The sequence below is a fragment of the Bacillus sp. UNC437CL72CviS29 genome (genome assembly GCF_000482345.1).
Lineage (GTDB): Bacteria > Bacillota > Bacilli > Bacillales > Bacillaceae_G > Bacillus_A > Bacillus_A arachidis.
In genome coordinates this window covers 23,295-45,706 of sequence record NZ_AXVB01000003.1, presented here as the reverse complement: position 1 = coordinate 45,706, position 22,412 = coordinate 23,295, and the positions used below count along the sequence as shown (strand labels likewise).

General features: G+C 37.5%; 23 protein-coding genes. All 23 read right to left on the bottom strand.

Annotated features, from left to right (window positions below):
* Nucleotides 1–40 precede the first annotated feature (40 nt).
* The 23 genes from era to gpr all read right to left on the bottom strand — a co-directional run bounded on the left by era (nucleotide 41) and on the right by gpr (nucleotide 22,388).
* Nucleotides 41–946: a GTPase Era gene (era, locus tag M014_RS0100265; protein ID WP_026589893.1), complete on the bottom strand. Its 906-nt coding sequence runs from the start codon at nucleotides 944–946 to the stop codon at nucleotides 41–43.
* Nucleotides 939–1,337: a cytidine deaminase gene (locus M014_RS0100260; RefSeq protein WP_001085019.1), complete on the bottom strand. Its 399-nt coding sequence runs from the start codon at nucleotides 1,335–1,337 to the stop codon at nucleotides 939–941. The genes era and M014_RS0100260 overlap by 8 nt, the downstream gene beginning before the upstream one ends.
* Nucleotides 1,338–1,440: 103 nt before the next feature.
* Nucleotides 1,441–1,794 carry a diacylglycerol kinase family protein gene (locus M014_RS0100255; RefSeq protein WP_026589892.1) on the bottom strand — a complete coding sequence of 118 codons (354 nt, stop codon included), beginning with the start codon at nucleotides 1,792–1,794 and terminating at the stop codon, nucleotides 1,441–1,443.
* Nucleotides 1,791–2,261: an rRNA maturation RNase YbeY gene (gene ybeY, locus M014_RS0100250; RefSeq protein WP_026589891.1), complete on the bottom strand. Its 471-nt coding sequence runs from the start codon at nucleotides 2,259–2,261 to the stop codon at nucleotides 1,791–1,793. The genes M014_RS0100255 and ybeY overlap by 4 nt, the downstream gene beginning before the upstream one ends.
* The gene (locus M014_RS0100245) at nucleotides 2,258–4,402 is read right to left on the bottom strand and encodes an HD family phosphohydrolase (RefSeq protein WP_026589890.1); all 2,145 of its coding nucleotides are present in this window, start codon (nucleotides 4,400–4,402) and stop codon (nucleotides 2,258–2,260) included. The genes ybeY and M014_RS0100245 overlap by 4 nt, the downstream gene beginning before the upstream one ends.
* 246 nt (nucleotides 4,403–4,648) lie before the next feature.
* Nucleotides 4,649–5,608 carry a PhoH family protein gene (locus tag M014_RS0100240; RefSeq protein ID WP_026589889.1) on the bottom strand — a complete coding sequence of 320 codons (960 nt, stop codon included), beginning with the start codon at nucleotides 5,606–5,608 and terminating at the stop codon, nucleotides 4,649–4,651.
* 3 nt (nucleotides 5,609–5,611) lie between these two features.
* The gene (yqfD, locus tag M014_RS0100235) at nucleotides 5,612–6,811 is read right to left on the bottom strand and encodes a sporulation protein YqfD (protein ID WP_026589888.1); all 1,200 of its coding nucleotides are present in this window, start codon (nucleotides 6,809–6,811) and stop codon (nucleotides 5,612–5,614) included.
* A 134-nt stretch (nucleotides 6,812–6,945) separates the two neighbouring features.
* Nucleotides 6,946–7,242 (bottom strand): sporulation protein YqfC, encoded by a 297-nt coding sequence (gene yqfC, locus M014_RS0100230; protein ID WP_026589887.1) that lies wholly within the window; start codon nucleotides 7,240–7,242, stop codon nucleotides 6,946–6,948.
* A 108-nt stretch (nucleotides 7,243–7,350) separates the two neighbouring features.
* The gene (locus M014_RS0100225) at nucleotides 7,351–7,794 is read right to left on the bottom strand and encodes a GatB/YqeY domain-containing protein (RefSeq protein WP_026589886.1); all 444 of its coding nucleotides are present in this window, start codon (nucleotides 7,792–7,794) and stop codon (nucleotides 7,351–7,353) included.
* A 15-nt stretch (nucleotides 7,795–7,809) separates the two neighbouring features.
* Nucleotides 7,810–7,983, bottom strand: a complete 174-nt coding sequence (gene rpsU / locus M014_RS0100220) for a 30S ribosomal protein S21 (protein ID WP_000048061.1) — start codon at nucleotides 7,981–7,983, stop codon at nucleotides 7,810–7,812.
* A 188-nt stretch (nucleotides 7,984–8,171) separates the two neighbouring features.
* Nucleotides 8,172–8,837, bottom strand: a complete 666-nt coding sequence (gene deoC / locus M014_RS0100215) for a deoxyribose-phosphate aldolase (protein ID WP_026589885.1) — start codon at nucleotides 8,835–8,837, stop codon at nucleotides 8,172–8,174.
* 145 nt (nucleotides 8,838–8,982) lie between these two features.
* Nucleotides 8,983–10,335: a tRNA (N(6)-L-threonylcarbamoyladenosine(37)-C(2))-methylthiotransferase MtaB gene (mtaB, locus tag M014_RS0100210; protein WP_026589884.1), complete on the bottom strand. Its 1,353-nt coding sequence runs from the start codon at nucleotides 10,333–10,335 to the stop codon at nucleotides 8,983–8,985.
* Nucleotides 10,336–10,341: 6 nt separating this feature from the next.
* Entirely contained in the window at nucleotides 10,342–11,091 is a 750-nt protein-coding gene (locus M014_RS0100205) for a 16S rRNA (uracil(1498)-N(3))-methyltransferase (RefSeq protein WP_026589883.1), read from the bottom strand.
* 146 nt (nucleotides 11,092–11,237) lie between these two features.
* On the bottom strand, nucleotides 11,238–12,176 hold the full coding sequence (gene prmA, locus M014_RS0100200; protein ID WP_026589882.1) for a 50S ribosomal protein L11 methyltransferase: 939 nt from the start codon (nucleotides 12,174–12,176) through the stop codon (nucleotides 11,238–11,240).
* 28 nt (nucleotides 12,177–12,204) lie between these two features.
* Nucleotides 12,205–13,317, bottom strand: coding sequence for a chaperone protein DnaJ (gene dnaJ / locus M014_RS0100195; protein WP_026589881.1), 1,113 nt, complete (start codon nucleotides 13,315–13,317; stop codon nucleotides 12,205–12,207).
* A 219-nt stretch (nucleotides 13,318–13,536) separates the two neighbouring features.
* Nucleotides 13,537–15,372 carry a chaperone protein DnaK gene (dnaK, locus tag M014_RS0100190; protein WP_026589880.1) on the bottom strand — a complete coding sequence of 612 codons (1,836 nt, stop codon included), beginning with the start codon at nucleotides 15,370–15,372 and terminating at the stop codon, nucleotides 13,537–13,539.
* Nucleotides 15,373–15,398: 26 nt separating this feature from the next.
* Entirely contained in the window at nucleotides 15,399–15,959 is a 561-nt protein-coding gene (gene grpE, locus M014_RS0100185; protein WP_026589879.1) for a nucleotide exchange factor GrpE, read from the bottom strand.
* Between the two features lie 108 nt (nucleotides 15,960–16,067).
* Complete coding sequence (gene hrcA / locus M014_RS0100180; protein WP_026589878.1) at nucleotides 16,068–17,099, bottom strand: heat-inducible transcriptional repressor HrcA; 1,032 nt, start codon at nucleotides 17,097–17,099, stop codon at nucleotides 16,068–16,070.
* A gap of 134 nt (nucleotides 17,100–17,233) precedes the next feature.
* Nucleotides 17,234–18,373, bottom strand: coding sequence for a radical SAM family heme chaperone HemW (gene hemW, locus M014_RS0100175; protein WP_026589877.1), 1,140 nt, complete (start codon nucleotides 18,371–18,373; stop codon nucleotides 17,234–17,236).
* A 51-nt stretch (nucleotides 18,374–18,424) separates the two neighbouring features.
* A complete protein-coding gene (locus M014_RS0100170) occupies nucleotides 18,425–18,799 on the bottom strand; it encodes a winged helix-turn-helix transcriptional regulator (RefSeq protein ID WP_026589876.1) in 375 nt (124 codons plus the stop codon).
* 90 nt (nucleotides 18,800–18,889) lie between these two features.
* Nucleotides 18,890–20,713 (bottom strand): elongation factor 4, encoded by a 1,824-nt coding sequence (gene lepA, locus M014_RS0100165; protein WP_026589875.1) that lies wholly within the window; start codon nucleotides 20,711–20,713, stop codon nucleotides 18,890–18,892.
* A 210-nt stretch (nucleotides 20,714–20,923) separates the two neighbouring features.
* Nucleotides 20,924–21,241: a DUF3679 domain-containing protein gene (locus M014_RS0100160; RefSeq protein WP_081810949.1), complete on the bottom strand. Its 318-nt coding sequence runs from the start codon at nucleotides 21,239–21,241 to the stop codon at nucleotides 20,924–20,926.
* A gap of 43 nt (nucleotides 21,242–21,284) precedes the next feature.
* Nucleotides 21,285–22,388, bottom strand: coding sequence for a GPR endopeptidase (gpr, locus tag M014_RS0100155; protein WP_026589873.1), 1,104 nt, complete (start codon nucleotides 22,386–22,388; stop codon nucleotides 21,285–21,287).
* Nucleotides 22,389–22,412: the final 24 nt, after the last annotated feature.

The window sequence follows — 22,412 nt, the reverse complement described above, 5'->3', positions numbered from 1 at the left end:
TTGTCCATTTTCATGTGAGAAAAATTTTTCCTAATTTTTATTAATACTCATCTTCACGGAAACCAAGATCACGAAGCTGGGACATTTTATTGCGCCAATCTTTTTGCACTTTTACCCATACTTCTAAGAATACTTTTGAACCGAGAAGCGCTTCAATATCAAAACGAGCCCGCTTCCCAACTTCTTTCAGCATCTTCCCTTGTTTTCCAATAATAATCCCTTTTTGTGAAGGGCGCTCTACAATAATTGTCGCGTTCACATAGACCGCTCCGCCTTCACGCTTTTGAATCGCATCGATAACAACCGCTACCGAATGCGGCACTTCCTCACGTGTTAAATGGAGCACCTTTTCGCGAATCAGTTCTGCAATAATAAACCTCTCCGGATGATCTGTTACTTGGTTGTCCGGATAGTATTGCGGCCCTTCTGGTAAATACTTCTTAATCGCTCCAATTAACGATTCAACATTATTACCTTCTAACGCAGAAATCGGTACAATTTCTGCAAAATCATGTAACTTACGATATTGATCAATTAATTCCAGCAATTTCTCTGGATGAACTTGGTCAATTTTATTGATTACTAGAAATACTGGTTGTTTTGTTTCTTGTAGTTTTTCGATAATAAATTCTTCACCACGCCCAAAACCTTCAGCTGCGTTGACCATAAACAGCACAATGTCAACCTCTTTTAATGTCGTTTGTGCCAGTTTCACCATAAAGTCGCCTAGTTTATGCTTCGGCTTATGTATTCCTGGCGTATCAATAAAGATGACTTGTGAATCATTTTCTGTGTATACACCTTGAATTTTATTACGAGTTGTTTGTGGTTTGTCACTCATAATCGCAATTTTTTGACCGATAATACGATTTAAAAATGTAGACTTTCCAACATTCGGTCTTCCGATTATAGAGACAAAACCTGATTTATAACCTTTTCTATTCATGTAAATCCTCCGCTAAAAATGCTCCTGGTAACAATTCCCCGACCGTCGTCTCCTGAATGTCACCATGTAAATTTGATAAGTATACTTTCGTATCCTGTTTACATAATTCTATCATAACTTGACGGCATGCTCCACATGGAGGTACCGGACGGTTCGTATCTGCTACGACCGCTATCGCTACAAATGCTTTATCTCCTTCAGAAATCGCCTTAAATAAAGCGGTTCTTTCTGCACAATTACATAATCCATATGATGCGTTTTCAACATTACATCCTCGGTATACCTTTCCGTCCTCCGTTAATAATGCCGCACCTACTTGAAATTTAGAATATGGTACGTACGCCTGTTTACGCGCTTCGATTGCTTCTTGAATTAATTCTTTGCTGTTCATGCTCTCGCATCCTTTCCGCTTTCAATTGTGAAAAGATAAAATGAAACTTTTATTAATGGTGTTTTGAACGCTACCAAAGCATAACAAAAACTTTGGAATGCAACTATACCATATAAGGTAAAAAGATAATAGCACCAATTATAACAGCGATAACAGTAAATAACAGTACTGATCCAGCAGCAACATCTTTTGCAATTTTAGCAAGTGGTTTAAAATCTTCAGTAGCTAAATCAACCGTTTTTTCAATTGCCGTATTAACCATTTCCAAACTCATTACAATTCCAATTGTAATGAGTAATATGAGCCATTCCGTTATCGTTACATGGAAATAAAAGCCGCAGCATATAACAATAACTGCGGCCCCAAAATGAATTTTCATATTTCTTTCGTGACGAAGACAAAAGTATATGCCAGCTATAGCATATCCGAAACTATTTATAAGCTTTCCTTTTTTCATCGCCCTAATCCAAATACCTCTAAAATTTCCTTTTGCTTTCCAAACATTTCTTTTTCGTCTTCATCTGTCATATGATCATAACCAAGTAAATGTAGGAATCCATGTAACGCTAAAAAACCTAGCTCACGATCAAAGGAATGTCCATATTCTTCAGCCTGTTCTTTCGTTCTTGGGATAGAAATAATAAGATCCCCTAACATACGTGGCATTTCCGCGCCAACGATCTCCATCTCTCCCTCTCCCATATCCTCCATCGCAAAAGAAATAACGTCTGTCGGTTGATCTTTATCACGATAATCACGATTAATTTCTTGAATACGTTTATTATCAACAAATGTAACAGAAAGCTCTGTTCCATCTTCTACGTTCTCCATTCGTGCGGCTTGCTCTAACAAATCGCGAATCATATTCACATATTCTTCTTTCACTTCTTCTGTTTCATCAAAAAAATCTATTAACAAACTCATTCTTTCACCTTTTCTTCCGGCGGCTCCGGATATTTAATACGAGAATGGAAAATACCGTTTAACGTTTCACACAAAGTTTTTCCAACAATTTGTAATTCTTTAAATGTCAAATTACATTCACTAAATTGGCCATCCTGCAAGCGATCTTTTATAATACTTTGTACTAAATTATTAATTTGTTCTGGTGTTGGATGGTTCATGGAACGCACTGCCGCTTCAACGCTGTCAGCAATCCCAACAATCGCAGATTCTTTTGACGTCGCTTTTGATCCTGGATAACGGAACATTTCTTCTGTATATTTCTCTTTATCTTCTTTAATTGCTTTATAGTAAAAATATTTAAGTAATGTTGTTCCATGATGCTGTCCTGCAATATCAATAATTTCTTGTGGAATATGATGTTCTTCTAACATTTTTACTCCATTTGTCACATGAGCAATGATAATATCTCTGCTCGTTTCAGGATCTAATTTATCATGCGGGTTTTCAATCCCCATTTGGTTTTCTATAAAGAAATGAGGTTGCAGCGTTTTTCCGATATCGTGATAATACGCACCAACACGTGCTAAAACTCCATTTGCTCCAACCGCCTCACAAGCTGCCTCAGAAAGATTAGCAACCATAACGCTATGATGATACGTTCCCGGTGCTTCTAATAAAATCTTACGAAGGAGTGGATGATTCGGGCTTGAAAGCTCCATAAGCTTCATACTTGATACAATACCAAGACCACTCTCTAAATACGGTAAAATACCCATAGCTAAAATAGATGAAATGATACCAGAAGCTGCAGCCATTAATAATTGCGAACTAATTTCAAGCGGTGAGAAATTTCCATTTCGTAAAAGTAATAGCGCAGCTAATACAACTACATTCAAAACGGAAACAAGGATACCAGCTTGCAAGATCATTGTACGTCTGTTTTTCTCTCTCAAAAAGATGCTAACAGATAAAGAACTCAGTAAAACGTAAATACCTACACTATAATTCAGTGTACTCGTTACACCTTCATTAAACAGGATACTCCCACATACAGAGAAGATCATACTTGTTATAAAAACAAAACGATCACCAATCATTAATTTTACCAATATTGTTCCCATCGCGACCGGAACAACATACGCGATTCCTGCATATTCCAACTTTTGAAACAAACTAATAATTTTCATCAAGACAACTGTAATTGCTACAATTGTTGTATACGCTAAAATATACGGTTTTTCTTCTCTTTTCAATTTTAAAAACGATTCAAATTGTTTATGCATAAAGAATACGAGTACACCAATAATAATTGCTAATCCTACAAATGGTTGGAATGTATTCCCTTGTTCGAGAAGTCCAACCAATTTTAACTGATCGTATACTTCTCTTGTAATTGTGTCGCCTTCCTTAACCAGAATTTGTCCTTGTAAAATATACACTGGTGCTACCGCATCCATCGCCATTTGCTTTCGTTCTTTTGTAGCAACTGAATCATAGAAATAATTCGCTTCAATTGCATATTTTCCAAGTACATTAAGTGCTTCTTTCAAATCACTATTTACATTAACATTGCGTATTTCATTAACAAATCGTTCTCTCGCATCATTTTCTTCATTCATTTTAATGTGCGTACTCATAATATTATTAATTGCTGTTACCACAGCATCCCTCGCCAATGACAATTGATCTGGCTCAGCATTTACAAACTGCAACAGTACAGAATCAGATAAACTTTTTGTCAAATCAGCCGGCAATTTCTTTTTAAGCTTTTCTAATCGTTCCGCAGCAGAAATCTTTTTCTGTTCATCAGGACCGGCAGGCTTCGTTTCAGCTTCCACTTCTTTTATCGCATCAAAGACAGAATTTACAATATCCACTTTATTTTGCTTATATTCGCTTCGATATGTATATTGATCTTCAATCTTTTGAGCGGCTTCCCTCTTTTTTCTATCTGTCGTTACTTTATCTTCAATTTTGATAGGAGAGTGGATTGTTTGTTTAGAAATAGATAGCATTTTAACATCTAGTTGTTCTGGTTTCACATTGTTCATAAGTGCAAAAAACAGTACCGCTCCTAATAAAATATAAGAAATCCAGCTTAATTTTTTCGAATGTTGTATGTTACGAAACCACCTAGAAATTTCTTGAGATCTTGACATGATTTCAATACCTTCTCCTCTCCAGACATAAAGTGAAACTTTAATTAATCGAGAACTTTCTTCATCTCCACTAATGATTAATCCTCACCAATCAAGCTTTTTACAAGCAGGCTTTTAAATTGTATTGTACACTCACAAATACATAAATCTACTTGTCCATCCTTTAATGATAGTAAAAAATAAGCTATTCGCCAACCCTTTCCTCTATCTCTATCATACAAAAAGAAATGATCCTTACAAATAGGATCATTCCATTTTATCATATGCCTCGATAATCCGCTGCACAAGGGGATGTCTTACAACATCTGATTGTTCTAATATAACAAATGAAAGACCTGATACTCCTGATAAAACGTTTGCAGCAATTGAAAGACCTGACTTTACTCCCTTTGGTAAGTCAACCTGTGATGGATCGCCAGTAACAACCATTTTTGAGCTAAAGCCTAGGCGAGTTAAAAACATTTTAATTTGAGCACCAGTTGTATTTTGGGCTTCATCCAAAATAACGAATGAATCATCCAACGTACGCCCCCTCATATACGCAAGAGGTGCAATTTCAATCGTTCCTCTCTCTAGCATACGCTGCGTATATTCTTGCCCAAGAATATCATGAAGTGCATCGTATAAAGGACGTAAATAAGGGTCTACCTTTTCTTTTAAATCACCTGGTAAAAAACCTAAGCTTTCCCCTGCTTCTACAGCTGGTCTCGTTAAAATAATCTTTTTTACATACCCTTGCTTTAATGCTCGTACAGCCATTACCACAGCTAAATACGTCTTCCCTGTACCAGCAGGCCCTATTCCAAATACAATATCATTCTTCTTCATCGCATGAATGTACTGTCTTTGCCCCATTGTTTTCATACGGATGGATTTACCTTTTGCTGTTTTAAAAAGTTCCTCTTCATATAGCTCTTCAAAATGAGTTATTTTTCCTTGCCGACCAAGCTGAATTGCATATGCAACATCTCGTTCAGAGATTGATACACCTTTACGAATAACAGCAAGTAATTGCTGTAAGATTTTTTCAACAAGCACCACCGCTTCATCTGTTCCAGATACACGGACAGATTCACCTCGCGTTACGATAGATACAGCAAGTTCTCGCTCAATTACTTTCAAATGTGCATCATTCACTCCAAATAGAGCAATTGCTTCATTATGATTTTCCACTTGTTGATTCATTTCTACTAATTGTTCTGCCATTACTCAGTCTCCTTGAATGTCGGATTCAGATATCGGTTGTGGCTCTGCAATATTTTCAATCACTGTATAATGTAATGTCACTCTTAGATGATCTACCTCAACCTCTTTACGCAAAATCTTATCACTTACAATCATAGCATGTTCATCCAATTTTTTCTTTAGTTCTTTTGCAGCCATTTCCTTTGCTACTTGCATCGCTTGTTTTTCTGTATATTCACGGTTCGCTTCTTCCTCTTCACGCACAATTTCCTTCTCATAAGAAATAGGCAATGAAAAACCGAATAGTTTCACATCATGTTTGATATTCTCAGTACGAGGCCGCTTATACTTATCATGCTGAAATCCCCATATTTTTATTTTAACACTTCCAAAACGAAGATAATGCTCATTATATGAATTTCCTGTATACACTTGAAACGTTGTTTTTAAAGGAACTGTCACTTCAGATTCATACCATGTTTCGCCATATACAATTCCTTTAGCAGAAACAATCGTTGGATTATCCTCTTTTCCAAACATTCCTGACACAAGAAGTTGTCCCTTTTGCACATAATCATTTTTCATTACAACTGGTTTTCCAGTTTCCACAAATGTTTTTGTAACTATCGCCTCTTTTTTTGCAACTAAATGTTGTGGCTTTTGCTCTTTCTCCTTCTCCGGCTCATTTTTTTCAACGATTTTAAAATGATATGTTGTTCCCTTTATCTCTAAACCAGCCCACGTAATTGCATTAATATTATCTGTTAAATGACGTTGAACATCCTCTACACTCGGCATTTGAAATTGCAATCTTCCTTTTTTAATGCCCATTTTGTCCAATTCTTTCATAAGAATATATTCTGTTTCTGGTTTCGCCCCTGTAATCTCAATTTTCCAGACCATGTTTGATAAAGCAATCATACCGAAAAAAAAGATAAGAAACCCAATTAGAAAACCACTATTCTTAAGCAATCGCTTATTCCAAAACGGAAAACCGAAACGTCCAATAAAGTATAGCTCGCATTCATTTTTTCGATAAATCGGTCTCAGCCGTTTCACATCACGAAGTAACATAAAAAATACTAATGTATCTTCTGCAATCTTTTTTACATCCCATACAACTAAATTTCTACGCACACATTCATTAATAAAACGCTCCGCTCCTCTACCTTCAATTCGAACCTTCACATATCCAACCCATCGTGTAAACCATTGATTTTTCATCGTCAGCCCCCACTACCTTTCTCAAAAGCACAGGTGTTATGCGACTATTTTCATAGTGCTTTTTTCAACTTTTAACATTCAAATAGCTCGTACGAAGCGAGATAAGAAGAAAAACTTCACTAATGGAAGTTTTATTATGGTGTATCTTTCTTCTCACTTTCTAAAAACATTACTTGTTCAATATTCCCCTCCAACAAAAGTTCTTCTGGAAGAATCGTTTTAATCACAAATGATTGCCCTTTTATTAATAATTGACCATGTTTTAATAACAACCGTACTTCTTTATCTGTAAATACTAATAATCCTCGATGATTTTCTATATAAATATGCACTTGCCCGACAAGAGTAATACGAGGTAGATCCATTAACACATCCACTGGTAGGTCTATTTGCTTCGTTAGCCAATTTTTCATTTGCACTAATTTCTTCATCTCCAAGACCCCCCTCTCATCCCATATGTATGAAAAAAGGGCTTGTAATATCACGTCCAAATAGAAAAAAAGCATAAAAAAACGTCTCATTTCTCATGAGACGCTTTTTTATGCTAATAGCTGTGCAACCAGCTTATTCACTTGTGATCCGTCTGCTTTACCTTTTACTTTCGGCATAACAGCACTCATCACTTTACCCATATCTGCTTTAGAAGCAGCACCAACCTCAGAAATTACTTGCTTAATTACATTCGCTAGCTCTTCTTCTGTTAGTTGTTCAGGTAAATACGTATTTAAAATCTGAATTTCACTTTGCAGTTTATCAACAAGGTCATCACGACCCGCTTTTTTAAATTCAAGGAGGGAGTCCTTACGCTGTTTTACTTCACGAGTTAAAACTGTTAATTCCTCTTCTTCAGTAAGAGTTTGTTGCAGTTTAATTCCTTCATTTTGCAAAGCAGCCTTAACCATACGAATAACGGTTAATTTTTCTTTTTGTTTATTCTTCATCGCTTGTTTCATATCATCGTTTAAACGACCGAGAAGACTCATAACTTACACCCTCTCTTAGAATTTACGCTTTCTTGCCGCTTCAGATTTCTTCTTACGTTTTACACTTGGTTTTTCATAAAACTCGCGCTTTCTTGCTTCAGCAAGTGTACCAGTTTTAGAAACCGATCTTTTAAAACGGCGAAGTGCATCCTCCAAAGACTCGTTTTTACGAACGACTGTTTTTGACATTCTCTTTCCCTCCCTCCGAAACATCACACTTACATACTAACTTCAGCATGCAAAAAGAAACACTTCTTCAGCATGTCTTTTACGATTATAATACATTTTGTCACTTCAGGTCAACTATTTGACAGAATAAAAGAAGAGTATCAGCTTCAATACCCTCCAATTCTGAACGAACAACTTCCACTTTTAAATTAATAATCCGTTGTTGCTGTTTTTCCACTCACTAAAGCTACGCCTGCACTTGTACCGATACGCGTCGCTCCTGCTTCTACCATTCTATCCATATCTTCTCCGTTACGAACACCACCAGAAGCTTTCACACCAATTTCTGGTCCAACTGTTTTTCTCATTAGTGCTACGTCTCCCACTGTTGCTCCACCTGTTGAGAAGCCTGTTGATGTTTTTACAAAATCCACACCTGATTTTACAGATAATTTACAAGCACGAACTTTTTCTTCTTCTGTTAATAGGCACGTTTCAATAATAATTTTCACAAGCGCTTTTCCTTTTGCAGCTTCTACAACCGCACGAACATCACGCTCTACTAATTCATCATTTTTATCTTTTAATGCACCAATGTTAATTACCATATCAACTTCCGTTGCACCTTTTGCAATTGCATCTTTTGTTTCAAACGCTTTTGTTTCTGGTGTATTCGCCCCAAGCGGGAAGCCGATTACTGTACAAACTTTTACATCTGTACCTTTTAATAATTCAGCTGCAGTCTCAACCCAAGTAGGGTTTACACATACAGACGCAAAGTCATGCTTTTTTGCTTCTTCACATAACGTAACAATCGCTTCTTTTTTTGTATCCGGTTTTAATAATGTGTGGTCAATTAATTTTGCATAGTTCATTTTTCATATGCCCCTTTCTTCACTACACGGTCGTCTGACAACCATAACGGTTAGCATTATAGCATGAAATATTACATCTTCATATCTTAACTTCTCCAGCAAAGAAAAAAGCATGCAAACCCTTTTTCGTTTGCATGCTTTCCTATTACGCGCTTGCTGATTCTTTTTTCACATCATCTTCAAGAACACGAACAAATTGCGCTTCGTTATATGGATAACCAGCTTTTGTAATCTTCACTTTTACTAGTTTACCGATTAATTCTTCAGATCCTTCAAACACAACTTTTAAGTAATTATCTGTATAACCTACATATAATCCTTCGCGATCGCCATCTTTGAAAGGCTCTTCTGGAATAATTTCAAGAACTTCCCCTTCAAATTGAGAAGCATACTCTTTCGCCAATTGATTTGATAATTCAATTAGGCGGTGCACACGATCATTTTTGACTTCCTCAGGAATTTGGTCATCCATACGAGCCGCAGGTGTTCCTGTACGTTTCGAATAAGGGAACACGTGTAATTCAGAGAAACGGTTTTCTTTAATGAAATTATATGTTTCCATAAACTCCTCTTCCGTTTCACCAGGGAAACCAACAATTACATCAGATGTAATCGCAAGGCCTGGTAACGCTTCTTTTAAACGATCTAAACGCTCTTGGAAAAACTCCATTGTATACTTACGGCGCATACGTTTTAGTACAGTGTTAGAACCTGATTGCAGCGGAATGTGCAAGTGACGCACAACTACTTCAGATTTATCTAGCACTTCAATTACTTCATCTGAAATTTGACTCGCTTCGATTGAAGAGATACGAAGGCGTTTTAAACCAGTTACCTCTGCTTCCATATCGCGAAGTAATCCAGCTAAGTTATAATCCTTCATGTCTTCACCGTATCCACCTGTATGAATACCAGTTAATACGATTTCTTTATACCCTGCATCAACTAATTGCTGCGCCTGATGAATAACTTCTTTTCCATCACGAGAACGCATTAAACCACGTGCCCAAGGAATGATACAGAACGTACAAAAGTTATTACAACCTTCTTGTATTTTTAAAGATGCACGTGTACGATCAGTGAAATACGGTACATCAAGCTCTTCATATACACGTGTTTTCATAATGTTGCGGACGGCATTGATTGGCTGACGTTCTTTACGGAACTCTTCAATATACCCTAGCATTTTTTCACGATCTTGTGTACCAACTACGATATCTACACCTGGAATCGCCATGATTTCCGCTGGAGATGTTTGTGCGTAACATCCTGTTACACAAATAACAGCGTCCGGATTTTGACGTACCGCACGTCGAATAACTTGACGGCTTTTTTTGTCTCCAGTATTTGTTACTGTACATGTATTGATTACATATACATCAGCTTTCTTTTCATACTCAGTTCTTTCATAACCACCCTGTTTAAATAATTGCCAAATTGCTTCTGTTTCATAGTGGTTTACTTTACAACCTAACGTGTGAAACGCAACAGTTGCCATTAATCATCACTCCATCAATTCAAAATGATAAGAAGCAGCACTTAACGCGTAAAGCGGCGCCGTTTCCGTTCGTAAAATCCTCGGTCCTAAACTACATGGTACAAATTTATGTTCACGAAGCGCAGAAATTTCTTCCTCAGATAGACCACCTTCTGGGCCAAATACAATCAACAGCCTTTGACCGCGTTCAAGTGCTGCTAAAGCCTTCGCAAAATTAGCTTTTTCGCCTTGCTTTGCTTCCTCTTCATACGCAACAAGACAAGCATCATAATCACTACTCATCGCAAGCAATTGTTTAAATGATGCCGGGGCCTGTACATCTGGAATTTCACTTCTATGCGATTGTTCTGCCGCTTCTTTCACAATTTTTTTCAAACGCTCAACTTTTTTATCTGCTTTTTTCGCATCCCATTTTACGATAGAACGAGATGCTTGAAATGGTAAAAATGCAGCTGCTCCAAGCTCAGTTCCTTTTTGGAAAATAAGCTCTAACTTGTCTCCTTTAGGCAGTCCACTTGCAATCGTTACGAACACTGGCAGTTCGCTTGACGCCTCTACCCATTCTACAATAGCACTATCCACAAATTCACTGGTAATTTCAGCAATTGTACACATTGCCGTTTTACCGTTTACACAGCAATAAATGTGATCACCTGCTGACATGCGCATCACTCTTGCGATATGATGTACATCATCGCCTACAATGCGAATACTTGCATTATTTACATATTTTTCTTCTACAAAATAACGTTGCATCTCATCACCTTAGCAAAGTTTCGTTCCTTTCGTAAGTCCATACTTACGAAAAGAACGAAACGTTATCATTTTCATATAACAAACGGCAAGTCCCTCGCTTTATACAGCGAGAGACTTCTACGTTTATTATAAATATAAATTATATATTACGCATTTCGTGCAATGATTGCTACCCAATCTTCCATTCTTAAAACTTCTTCAATTGTAAATCCAGCTTTTTCTAGAGCTTCAGAAATTATTTTTTCTTTTGCTGCAATAATACCAGATGTAATAAATAGTCCGCCCTGCTTTACAACTCTCGCTGCATCTTCAGGGAATAAAAGAATAATTTCCGCAAGTAAATTCGCTACAATTAAATCTACTGGGCCTTCAATACCTTCTAATAAACTATTTTGTCCTACAGATACGACATCGTCCGTTTTATTTAAACGAACATTCATCTCTGCACTTTCAACTGCAACTGGATCTAAGTCATATGCCTGAACAGACGCTGCACCTAATTTTGCTGCTGCAATACTTAATACACCTGAACCTGTTCCAACATCAATTACTGTATTACCTGGCTGAACTGTTTTTTCTAACGCACGAATACACATCGTTGTTGTTGGATGCGTCCCTGTACCAAACGCCATACCTGGATCTAACTCAATAATTTTTTCATTTGGAGAAGAAGGTGTATATTCTTCCCATGTCGGCACAATTGTGAATGTATCAGAAATTTGAACTGGATGATAATATTTTTTCCAAGCAGTCGCCCAGTCTTCCTCATCGACTTCATTAATCGTGATATTTCCTGTACCAATTTCGATGTCGTAAGATGGAAGTACATCAATAGATGATTTTACACTTGCAACTGTTTCATGTAAAGAATCCGTTTGTGGGAAGTATGCTTTTATTATCACGCCATCCTCTGGATATTCAGCTGGATTCAACGCATAAATTTCTCCATACTGTTGCTCACGCTCTTTTGTTAATTCTGCCGGATCTTCAATCGCTACGCCACTAGCACCTGCTTCATGTAAAATATGAGAGACAGCTTCTACTGCTTCCTCTGTTGTATGAATACTAATTTCTGACCATTTCACAATTTACCAACTCCATTTTTTATTTCCATTATTCCCCTTTGAAAGCCCGTTTAAGCTTTCCAAATAAGCTATCATCTTGATCTTCCTGTCCTGCAAATTCACGCAATAATTCTTTTTGATGCGCTGTTAATTTCGTTGGTACAACAACACGAACTACTACGTATTGATCTCCTTGTCCATACCCACGTACATTTGGAGCCCCTTTTCCTTTTAGACGGAATTCCGTTCCAGTTTGTGTACCCGCTGGAATTTTTAGTTTTATTTTCCCATGAACCGTTGGGACTTCCACTTCAGCACCAAGTGCTACTTGTGCGAATGTTAATGGCATTTCACAAATAATATGATCCCCATCACGCTCGAAGAATTCGTGATCTCTTACCTGAACAACAACATATAAGTCCCCAGCTGGGCCTCCGTTCACACCCGCTTCACCTTTACCAGACACACGGATTTGTTGGCCATTATCAATACCTGCTGGAATTTTAACGTTAATTTTTTTACGTTTACGTACTTTTCCAGATCCATGACATGTTGTACATTTCTCTTTAATCATTTGTCCCGTTCCTGAACAATGTTTACACGCTTGACGATTTACAATGCGACCAAACGGCGTATTTTGTTCTACACTCACTTGCCCTGTTCCTGAACAGTGTTTACATGTCTCTTTTGAAGTTCCTGGTTTTGCACCGCTACCATGACATGTATCACAAGGATCTTCCACTGGAATTTCGATATTTAATTCTTTACCAAAAATAGCTTCTTCAAAATTTAAAGTAACTTGATATTGCAAATCAGCGCCTTGGCGTGGTGCATTTGGATCACGACGTCTGCCGCCACCTCCGCCAAAGAATGAGCTAAAGATGTCTTCAAATCCGAATCCACCACCAAAATCTCCACCGCCAAAGCCACCAAAGCCTTGATTTGGATCCGCATGACCAAACTGATCGTATTGCGCACGTTTTTGATCATCACTTAACACTTCATACGCTTCTTGTACTTCTTTAAATTTTTCAATTGCATTTTCTTCTTTACTTACGTCTGGATGATATTTTTTCGCCAAACGACGGTATGCTTTTTTGATTTCATCTTTTGATGCGCCCTTGCTAAGGCCAAGCACCTCATAATAATCTCTTTTATTCATAAATTTGTAACCCCCGAATCTTTCACATAAACGTAATTTTAACACCGAAAGAAAGTGCTTTGCAACAAAGTTTCCTTACTTACAGTATGCAAAAACAAAAACGTAAGACCCTTAACTAAAATACTTAGTTCATACTAAGCCCTTTTCTTATTCGTGAAAAAAGCCAAAGTCAAGGCACGCTTGACTTTGACTTTTTGTCATCTTACTTATTTTGTTTTATTACTTGTCTTCTTTTACTTCTTCAAACTCAGCATCAACTACATTGTCATTTTTTGCACCAGCGTTACCTTGTGCACCTTCTGCTTGCTGAGCACCAGCAGCCGCTTGAGCTTGCTCATACAATTTTACAGTTAGTTGTTGTACGATTTCTTGAAGAGAATCTTTTTTCGTACGGATTTCATCAAGATCATTTTTCTCGATTGCCGCTTTTAATGCATCTTTCGCTTCTGTTGCTTTCGCCACTTCAGCTGCATCTACTTTACCTTCTAAATCTTTTACAACTTTATCTGTTTGGAATACAAGTTGGTCAGCTTCATTACGAAGTTCAACTTCTTCCTTACGTTTTTGGTCTGCATCAGCATTTGATTCTGCTTCTTTTACCATACGCTCTACTTCTTCATCAGAAAGACCTGAAGAAGATTGAATTGTAATTGTTTGTTCTTTGCTTGTTCCTAAGTCTTTTGCACGTACATTAACGATACCGTTCGCATCAATATCGAATGTTACTTCAATTTGTGGAATACCACGTGGTGCTGGTGGGATATCAGTTAATTGGAAGCGACCTAATGTTTTGTTGTCAGCTGACATCGGGCGCTCACCTTGTAGTACGTGAATGTCTACTGCAGGTTGGTTATCAGCAGCAGTTGAGAATACTTGTGACTTACTCGTTGGAATTGTTGTATTACGTTCGATTAATTTTGTAAATACGCCACCCATCGTTTCGATACCTAAAGAAAGTGGAGTTACATCTAATAGTAGAACGCCTTCTACATCACCAGTAAGCACGCCACCTTGAACTGCAGCACCTAATGCTACAACTTCATCAGGGTTAACACCTTTGTATGGTTCTTTACCAGTTTCACGTTTAATAGCTTCTTGTACAGCTGGGATACGAGTAGAACCACCAACAAGGATAACACGATCTAATTCGCTTGCAGATAGACCAGCGTCTTTTAATGCACGACGAGTCGGTTCTAACGTTCTTTCAACAAGGCTTGCTGAAAGCTCTTCGAATTTCGCTCTTGTTAATGTTAATTCTAAGTGTAATGGACCAGCAGCCCCAGCACTAATGAATGGTAATGAAATTTGTGTTTGTGTTACACCAGAAAGATCTTTTTTCGCTTTTTCAGCTGCATCTTTCAGACGTTGAAGCGCCATTTTATCTTGGCTTAAATCAATGTTGTTTTCTTTTTTGAATTCAGCTACTAAGTGATCGATGATAACTTGGTCAAAGTCATCTCCACCAAGACGGTTGTCACCAGCAGTTGAAATAACCTCAAATGTTCCATCAGCTAACTCAAGGATAGATACGTCAAATGTACCGCCACCTAAGTCATATACTAAGATTTTTTGTTCTTCATCTTGTTTTTCCAAACCGTAAGCAAGCGCTGCTGCTGTTGGTTCGTTAATAATACGCTCAACTTCTAAACCAGCAATACGACCAGCATCTTTTGTTGCTTGGCGCTCTGCATCGTTGAAGTATGCAGGTACTGTAATAACAGCTTTCGTTACTGTTTCACCTAAGTATGCTTCAGCAGAAGCTTTTAAGTTTTGTAAAATGATCGCAGAAATTTCTTGAGGCGTATATTCTTTACCCTCAACTTCTACTTTGTAGTCTGTACCCATATGACGTTTAACAGACATGATTGTGTTTGGGTTTGTAATTGCTTGACGTTTCGCAACTTCCCCAACTTGACGCTCTTCATTTTTGAAAGCTACAACAGAAGGCGTTGTACGGTTTCCTTCTGGATTTGGGATAACCTTTGGTTCTCCACCTTCCATAACAGCTACACAAGAGTTTGTTGTACCTAAGTCAATACCGATAATTTTACTCATGGCGAATCCTCCTACTTTTATGTAAATTATTGATTTACTTTTACCATTGATGGGCGAATCACACGGTCTTTTAGTCTATAACCTTTTTGGAATTCTTCCACAACCGCGTTTGATTCAAATTCACTGTCTTCTACTTGCATAACAGCTTGGTGTTCATGAGGATCAAACTGTTTACCAACAGCTTCAATCGCTTCCACACCTTCTTTTGTCATCGCTTCTACCAATTGACGATACACCATTTCCATACCTTGTAATAAGGACTTCATTTGCTCGTCATTTGCTTCCACTTGCATTGCTCTTTCAAAGTTATCAAGAGCTGGCAAGATATCTGAAACAAGACTTTGTGCTCTATATTTTTCAGCAGCCTGTTTATCCATTTGAACACGGCGCTTATAATTTTCAAAATCAGCTTGTAGACGTAGCATGCGCCCTTCCGTTTCCGTCAGTTTCACTTGCAATTCATCTACCTTTTCTTGTAAAAGAGCCGCTTCACTTTTTTCTTCTACCACAGTTTCTTCACTGCTCTTTGCTGTAATAGTTTCTTCATTTTGCGCTTCTTCAACTACTTGTTCGTTACGCTCTTCCACAACTTTCACCTCCTTAAAAGGCACCTGGGCTCATGCTAAGCATGAGCACCCAAGCATATTTTATGTTACACACCAGCAATGATTATGTTCACCGCTTGAGCGAATTTATTATTTTGATTTATACAATCCGTTTAAGCCGTCTGTAAATTGTCTTGTAAACAATTGTAACAGACTAATCACACGAGAGTATTGCATTCTCGTTGGTCCTAAAATTGCAATGGTCCCAATCTGTTCTTCACCAATGGAATAAGTTGCAGAGATTAAACTACAATCCTCCATAGCAATCGAAGAATTTTCTCGACCAATTTTCACTTGAATACCGACTTGTTTATTACGCAAAATATCGTAAAATGCGGCTTCATTATCAATCATAGTTAGCAAGGAACGTACCTTTTGGATGTCATGAAACTCCGGTTGCGAAAGCATATTGGCTTTCCCGCCAAAGTATATTTTTTCCGATAAAGGCACTTGAAATGTACCATCCAACATTTTTATTGCACTATCATAATTATGGACGTAGCCACGCAGAACCGTCACAATCTCTTTGAAAATTTTATTATGCAATTCCGCCATCGGTACACCCGATAGTTTTTCATTTAAAATATTAACCATTTTTTCTAAATCTGATAAATCAACAGATTTCGGAACGGTAATCGTTTTGCTTTGCACATGCCCTGTATCTGTTACAATAATTGCGACTGCTGTTTGATGATCAAGCGGAACGATTTGTACATTTCTCAACTTATTTGTACTCACTTTCGGCCCAAGAACTATCGCCGTATAATTTGTGAGTTCTGATAAAATTTGAGCTGATTGCTGTGCAACCTTCTCTGCTTCAAAAATTCTTTCAGCAAATAAATCTTTAATCTGTACAATCTCCTCGTTTGGTAAATTCTGTGGCGCTAAAAGATGATCTACATAAAATCGGTATCCCTTTTCTGAAGGAACCCTTCCTGAAGAACTGTGTGTTTTTTCAATAAAACCTAGTTCCTCTAAATCAGCCATTTCATTTCGAATAGTAGCGGAGCTAAATGTAATTTCATCTTTTTTAGCCAACGTCCTTGACCCAACAGGCTGCGCTGATCCAATAAAGTCATCAATAATTGTTTGTAAAATTAAGAGCTGACGTTCCGTAAGCATCTCATCATCACCTCTGTTAGCACTCTTTGTCTTCGAGTGCTAAATCTATTAATAACTTACCAAAATTGACATTCAATTGTCAACGGAAACGTCACGAAATATTAAAACTTTTTCATATACATGAAACATCTAAGTTAATCAACTAAAAACGATTGAAACACTTCATTACCTAATAACTTCCCTTGTCTCGTTAAACAAACATGACCATCTTTTTCCTCTAGCAATCCATGCTCTTTGTTATATAGTAACTGTCTCGCAAAGATTTCATCCATCTCCACTCCAAATTTCTGTTGAAATCCTATTCTAGAAACACCTTTTGTTTTTCGAAGTCCTAAGAATAATTCCTCTTCCATTTTTTCTATTTTTGTTACCTCATGGACATCTAAATAAGGAAATCCTGTCTCATCGATTTTTGAAAAATACTGTTTAAGGGGCCCGACATTTTGAATACGCTCACCATTTACATAACTATGAGCACCAGCTCCAAAACCATAATACGTTTCATTATTCCAGTATGTGAGATTATGCCTACTTTCATAGCCTTCTTTTGAAAAATTACTAATTTCATACTGATGGTAACCGTGCTTCTCCATCTCATCCATTACTATTTCATACATTCGTGCCTCATGATCTTCCCCTGGAAGCCTTAATTTCCCCTTATTCATTAAATTATAAAAAACGGTTTTGGGTTCGACAATTAATGAATATGCAGAAAAATGTTGAACTCCAAGCGTAAAAGCAATGTCCAATGTGTCTTTCACGTCTTCTATCGTTTGTCCTGGCAGCGCGTAAATTAAATCAACATTAATATTCGTAAAGCCAACTTCCTGCGCCTCACGAATCGCTACAAATGCATCTTCCCTCGTATGCTTACGTCCAATCTTCTCTAGCAATTCATCTCGAAACGTTTGCACACCAAAACTGATTCGGCTCACGCCACCTTCTAATAATAGGTTTAATTTTTCTTTCGGTAAATCTCCAGGATTCGCTTCAAACGTTAATTCACACTCTGGAGCGAACGGACGTAAATGACGATTAATAATAGCAAGCAACTTTTTAGTCTGCTCCATATTTAATGCTGTTGGTGTCCCGCCCCCAACAAAAATCGTTTTCATATTTTCAAACGGTACCTTTTGAACCGTATTTATTATCTCTTTCTCTAAATACTCCAAATATTGATCAACTGGCTGACGTTCAATAAAAACTTTATTAAAATCACAATAGTGACAAATATGCTGACAAAACGGAATATGAATATATGCAGCTTGCATCAAATTTCACTCCTACCTTTCTAAAAAGAAAACCTCCGCATTTCGGAGGCCCCTTTACTTCTCTAACCCATTACGAATTTGCTTCATCCGCATTTTCCCCCAATCATACATCATTTCGACGATTGGTAAAAGCGACATGCCTAAATCCGTCATAAAATATTCTACGCGCGGAGGCACTTCTGGATATACCGTCCGATCAATAATCCCATCTTCCATTAATTCTTTTAGTTGATTAGACAATACCTTATGAGAAATGTTCGGGAATAAGCGTTGCAACTCACTAAAGCGATGTGGTCCTTCTATACCTAAATGCCACAAGATTACAACCTTCCACTTCCCACTAATAATAGAGAGGGTTAATTCTTTTTCACAATTAAAATCACCATTTTGCATTTTTTCTTGAATATCTTTTCGAATATTTTCAGACATCATTCGTCTCCTAACTCTATAGCAATCCTTACTTTCTTCCTTGTACGAAAGATACAGAAAAAGAAGCCGCACAAACGGCTTCCTTTCTTATTAGTTATCATCCATTTTCAACACAGCCATGAATGCTTCTTGTGGTACTTCTACAGAACCAACAGACTTCATACGTTTTTTACCTTCTTTTTGTTTATCAAGAAGTTTACGCTTACGAGAAATGTCACCACCGTAACATTTTGCAAGTACGTTTTTACGCATCGCTTTAATTGTAGAACGCGCTACAACTTTGTTCCCAATTGTCGCTTGAATTGGCACTTCAAACTGTTGTCTTGGAATTAATTCTTTTAATTTTTCTACGATTACTTTACCACGGTCATACGCTGAATCACGATGTACGATAAATGATAATGCATCAACTTGTTCAGAATTTAAAAGAATATCCATCTTCACAAGTTTAGATGGTTTATAGCCGATTAACTCGTAGTCAAATGACGCATATCCCTTCGTATTTGATTTTAGTTGATCGAAGAAATCATATACGATTTCAGAAAGTGGGATTTCATATGTCAATGTAACACGTGTTTCATCTAAATATTGCATATCAATAAACGTACCACGTTTACCTTGGCAAATTTCCATTACAGCTCCAACATAGTCATTCGGAACCATGATTGCAGCTTTTACAAATGGTTCTTCTACACGGTCAATGGACTGCGGATCTGGCATGTTAGATGGGTTATCGACAATCAAATCTTCACCGCTTGTTAAATATACTTTATAAATAACACTTGGTGCTGTTGTAATTAAATCAATCTTGAATTCACGTTCAATACGTTCTTGAATAATTTCCATATGAAGTAAACCTAAGAATCCACAGCGGAAACCGAAACCTAATGCTTGAGATGTTTCTGGTTCAAACTCAAGTGCAGAATCATTTAATTCCAATTTTTCTAATGCATCACGTAAATCATTATAACGCGCAGAATCAATTGGGTATAAACCACAGAATACCATTGGGTTTAATTTACGGTAACCTGGTAATGGCTCTGCTGCTGGGCGTTTTGCATGTGTGATTGTATCACCAACGCGTGTGTCTCCCACATTTTTAATAGATGCTGCTAAGAATCCTACATCACCTACTGTTAATTCTTCACGCTGCGTTGTTTTCGGTGTGAATACACCTACTTCTGTTACTTCGAACTCTTTACCAGTTGCCATCATACGTACTTTATCGCCAACTTTTACTGTCCCATTTACAACACGGATATACGCAATTACACCGCGGTACGGATCATATAAAGAGTCAAAAATCATACATTGAAGCGGCTCTTCTGGGTCGCCGTCTGGAGCTGGTACTTTTTCAACAATTTGTTCTAAAATGTCTTCAATACCAATACCAGCTTTCGCCGAAGCAAGTACAGCTTCCGATGCATCTAAACCGATTACATCTTCTACTTCTTGACGAACACGTTCTGGATCAGCGCTCGGTAAATCGATTTTATTAATAACTGGTAAAATTTCCAAATTATTATCAAGCGCTAAATATACGTTTGCTAATGTTTGTGCTTCAATACCTTGCGCTGCATCAACAACAAGGATTGCACCTTCACAAGCCGCTAAACTACGAGATACTTCATACGTAAAGTCGACGTGTCCTGGTGTATCGATTAAGTGAAGAATATATTCTTCACCATCTTTTGCTTTATACGTTAATTGAACTGCATTTAATTTAATTGTAATACCACGCTCACGCTCTAAATCCATAGAGTCAAGTAACTGAGCTTTCATTTCACGTTGTGTTAAAGCGTTTGTTTTCTCCAAAATACGGTCTGCTAACGTTGACTTTCCGTGGTCAATATGAGCAATGATGGAGAAGTTACGAATGTTAGACTGCCTTTTTGCTCTTTCTTCTTTATTCATCTATGTTCTCAACTCCTAATAGTCTCGCCAATATACACTAGCACTGATTATATCAATAGAGCAGCAAAGATTCAATGAAAACTAGTGCTGCTTATCAGACAAATCTTTCTCTCTTTATCTTATGCGAGCAAAACATAAGAGACAAACCTTTTTGTAACAAAAAATGGTTGTCTTACAAAATTATAAGACAACCATTTTTTATTCTCCCAATTAATTAAAAATATCTTTTATTTTTCCAACTACTACATCTGTACTAAACTTAGTGATACTTCGCATACATTCCGCAATTCCCATTCCCAACCCTTCTACAACATTAAAGCTTCTGAGATTTTCTAACTGCTTTTGTTTTTCACGTGCCGAAAATATGCCTCCTAAAATTTCAGGATTAACATCCCCACTCCCAGTTCCCGTCATTTGGGCAACTTGTTCATACGTTGGTTGCCGATAACCTTTCATGCTTTTTAAGCCATGATTAGCCATCCCAATTCCCATTATCATAAAAAAAAGAAACAGAATCACACAGCTCATACACTGAAGCGTAAATCGACTCAATTTCGGCCGCCCCTTTTCATCAATGCGTATATGCACCTGTGTTATCTTGATCAATTTGATGATGGAGTGCGGCATTTAAACCACTCGCGATTACATTTGCCATATCTTCAATAAACGCATCTACTTCTTTTGGGGTCACCATTAAATTATGTCCAAGAGGTGATAATACCTCATAAATTAACTTTCGCTTTTCTTCTTCTTCCAATGTACCGACTGCTCCTAAAAACATATTACGGCTTTTTTCATCCGGCATATCTTCCTCTGTTAATTTTTTCTTTTCTCCAAATGTAAAGCCGGCTGGTAATAAAGAACGAGACGGTTTATCGCCTTCTCTCATTTCACGACCAAAATGTTTTAAAATAAAATCAATTGTATCGCTCGTAATGGAAACAGCATCTACAACCGTCGGAACACCAATGGCAATTACCGGGATTCCGAGCGTCTCTTTACTCAGTTCTTTTCGTTTATTTCCTACACCAGACCCAGGATGAATTCCCGTATCTGAAATCTGTACCGTACTATTTACTCGTTCAATAGACCTAGCAGCAAGTGCATCAATCGCAATAACAAAATCTGGTTTTGTTTTTTCAATGATGCCGTAAATGACATCACTCGTTTCAATCCCTGTAATCCCCATTACACCTGGGCGAATTGCACTAACGGGACGATACCCTTCTTCCACGCTTTCAGGCTGTAATTTAAAAAGGTGACGTGTCACAAGCACATTTTCTACAACGATTGGACCGAGCGCATCTGGTGTTACATTCCAATTCCCTAATCCGACGATTAAACAGCTTGCCTCTTTAGAGACTCCAATTTCTTCCAAAAAATGAGAGAATTCTTTTGCAAAAATACGTTCCACTTTTTGTTGTAATTCTGTATCTTGTTGACGAATCCCCTGCACTTCAAGCGTTAAATAATTTCCAGGCTTTTTACCCATCGCTTCCGAAGCACTCTCATCGATGATCACTTTCGTAATCGTAACCCCTTCTTCTTCACGCTCTTTTACAACAACACCTTTAATTCCCGTTTGTTCTTGCTGACGTTCTTGCAACATTTGATGAGCTTCTACCGCAAGGTCTGTTCTAACACTGTATTTACTTAAATCTAATGGTTCTTTCATCGTATCTCCTCCGCAATTCATAGT

Coding starts and splice junctions, on each gene's coding strand:
- mtaB (WP_026589884.1), bottom strand. CDS start 10,335: ATGGCAACTGTTGCGTTTCACACGTTAGGTTGTAAAGTAAACCACTAT.
- hrcA (WP_026589878.1), bottom strand. CDS start 17,099: ATGCTTACGGAACGTCAGCTCTTAATTTTACAAACAATTATTGATGAC.
- rpsU (WP_000048061.1), bottom strand. CDS start 7,983: ATGTCAAAAACAGTCGTTCGTAAAAACGAGTCTTTGGAGGATGCACTT.
- M014_RS0100245 (WP_026589890.1), bottom strand. CDS start 4,402: ATGTCAAGATCTCAAGAAATTTCTAGGTGGTTTCGTAACATACAACAT.
- M014_RS0100160 (WP_081810949.1), bottom strand. CDS start 21,241: ATGAGCTGTGTGATTCTGTTTCTTTTTTTTATGATAATGGGAATTGGG.
- yqfD (WP_026589888.1), bottom strand. CDS start 6,811: ATGAAAAATCAATGGTTTACACGATGGGTTGGATATGTGAAGGTTCGA.
- yqfC (WP_026589887.1), bottom strand. CDS start 7,242: ATGAAGAAATTAGTGCAAATGAAAAATTGGCTAACGAAGCAAATAGAC.
- dnaJ (WP_026589881.1), bottom strand. CDS start 13,317: ATGAATAAAAGAGATTATTATGAGGTGCTTGGCCTTAGCAAGGGCGCA.
- M014_RS0100170 (WP_026589876.1), bottom strand. CDS start 18,799: ATGTCTGAAAATATTCGAAAAGATATTCAAGAAAAAATGCAAAATGGT.
- M014_RS0100255 (WP_026589892.1), bottom strand. CDS start 1,794: ATGAAAAAAGGAAAGCTTATAAATAGTTTCGGATATGCTATAGCTGGC.
- ybeY (WP_026589891.1), bottom strand. CDS start 2,261: ATGAGTTTGTTAATAGATTTTTTTGATGAAACAGAAGAAGTGAAAGAA.
- lepA (WP_026589875.1), bottom strand. CDS start 20,713: ATGAATAAAGAAGAAAGAGCAAAAAGGCAGTCTAACATTCGTAACTTC.
- dnaK (WP_026589880.1), bottom strand. CDS start 15,372: ATGAGTAAAATTATCGGTATTGACTTAGGTACAACAAACTCTTGTGTA.
- M014_RS0100260 (WP_001085019.1), bottom strand. CDS start 1,337: ATGAACAGCAAAGAATTAATTCAAGAAGCAATCGAAGCGCGTAAACAG.
- gpr (WP_026589873.1), bottom strand. CDS start 22,388: ATGAAAGAACCATTAGATTTAAGTAAATACAGTGTTAGAACAGACCTT.
- M014_RS0100225 (WP_026589886.1), bottom strand. CDS start 7,794: ATGAGTCTTCTCGGTCGTTTAAACGATGATATGAAACAAGCGATGAAG.
- era (WP_026589893.1), bottom strand. CDS start 946: ATGAATAGAAAAGGTTATAAATCAGGTTTTGTCTCTATAATCGGAAGA.
- M014_RS0100205 (WP_026589883.1), bottom strand. CDS start 11,091: ATGCAACGTTATTTTGTAGAAGAAAAATATGTAAATAATGCAAGTATT.
- M014_RS0100240 (WP_026589889.1), bottom strand. CDS start 5,608: ATGGCAGAACAATTAGTAGAAATGAATCAACAAGTGGAAAATCATAAT.
- deoC (WP_026589885.1), bottom strand. CDS start 8,837: ATGAACTATGCAAAATTAATTGACCACACATTATTAAAACCGGATACA.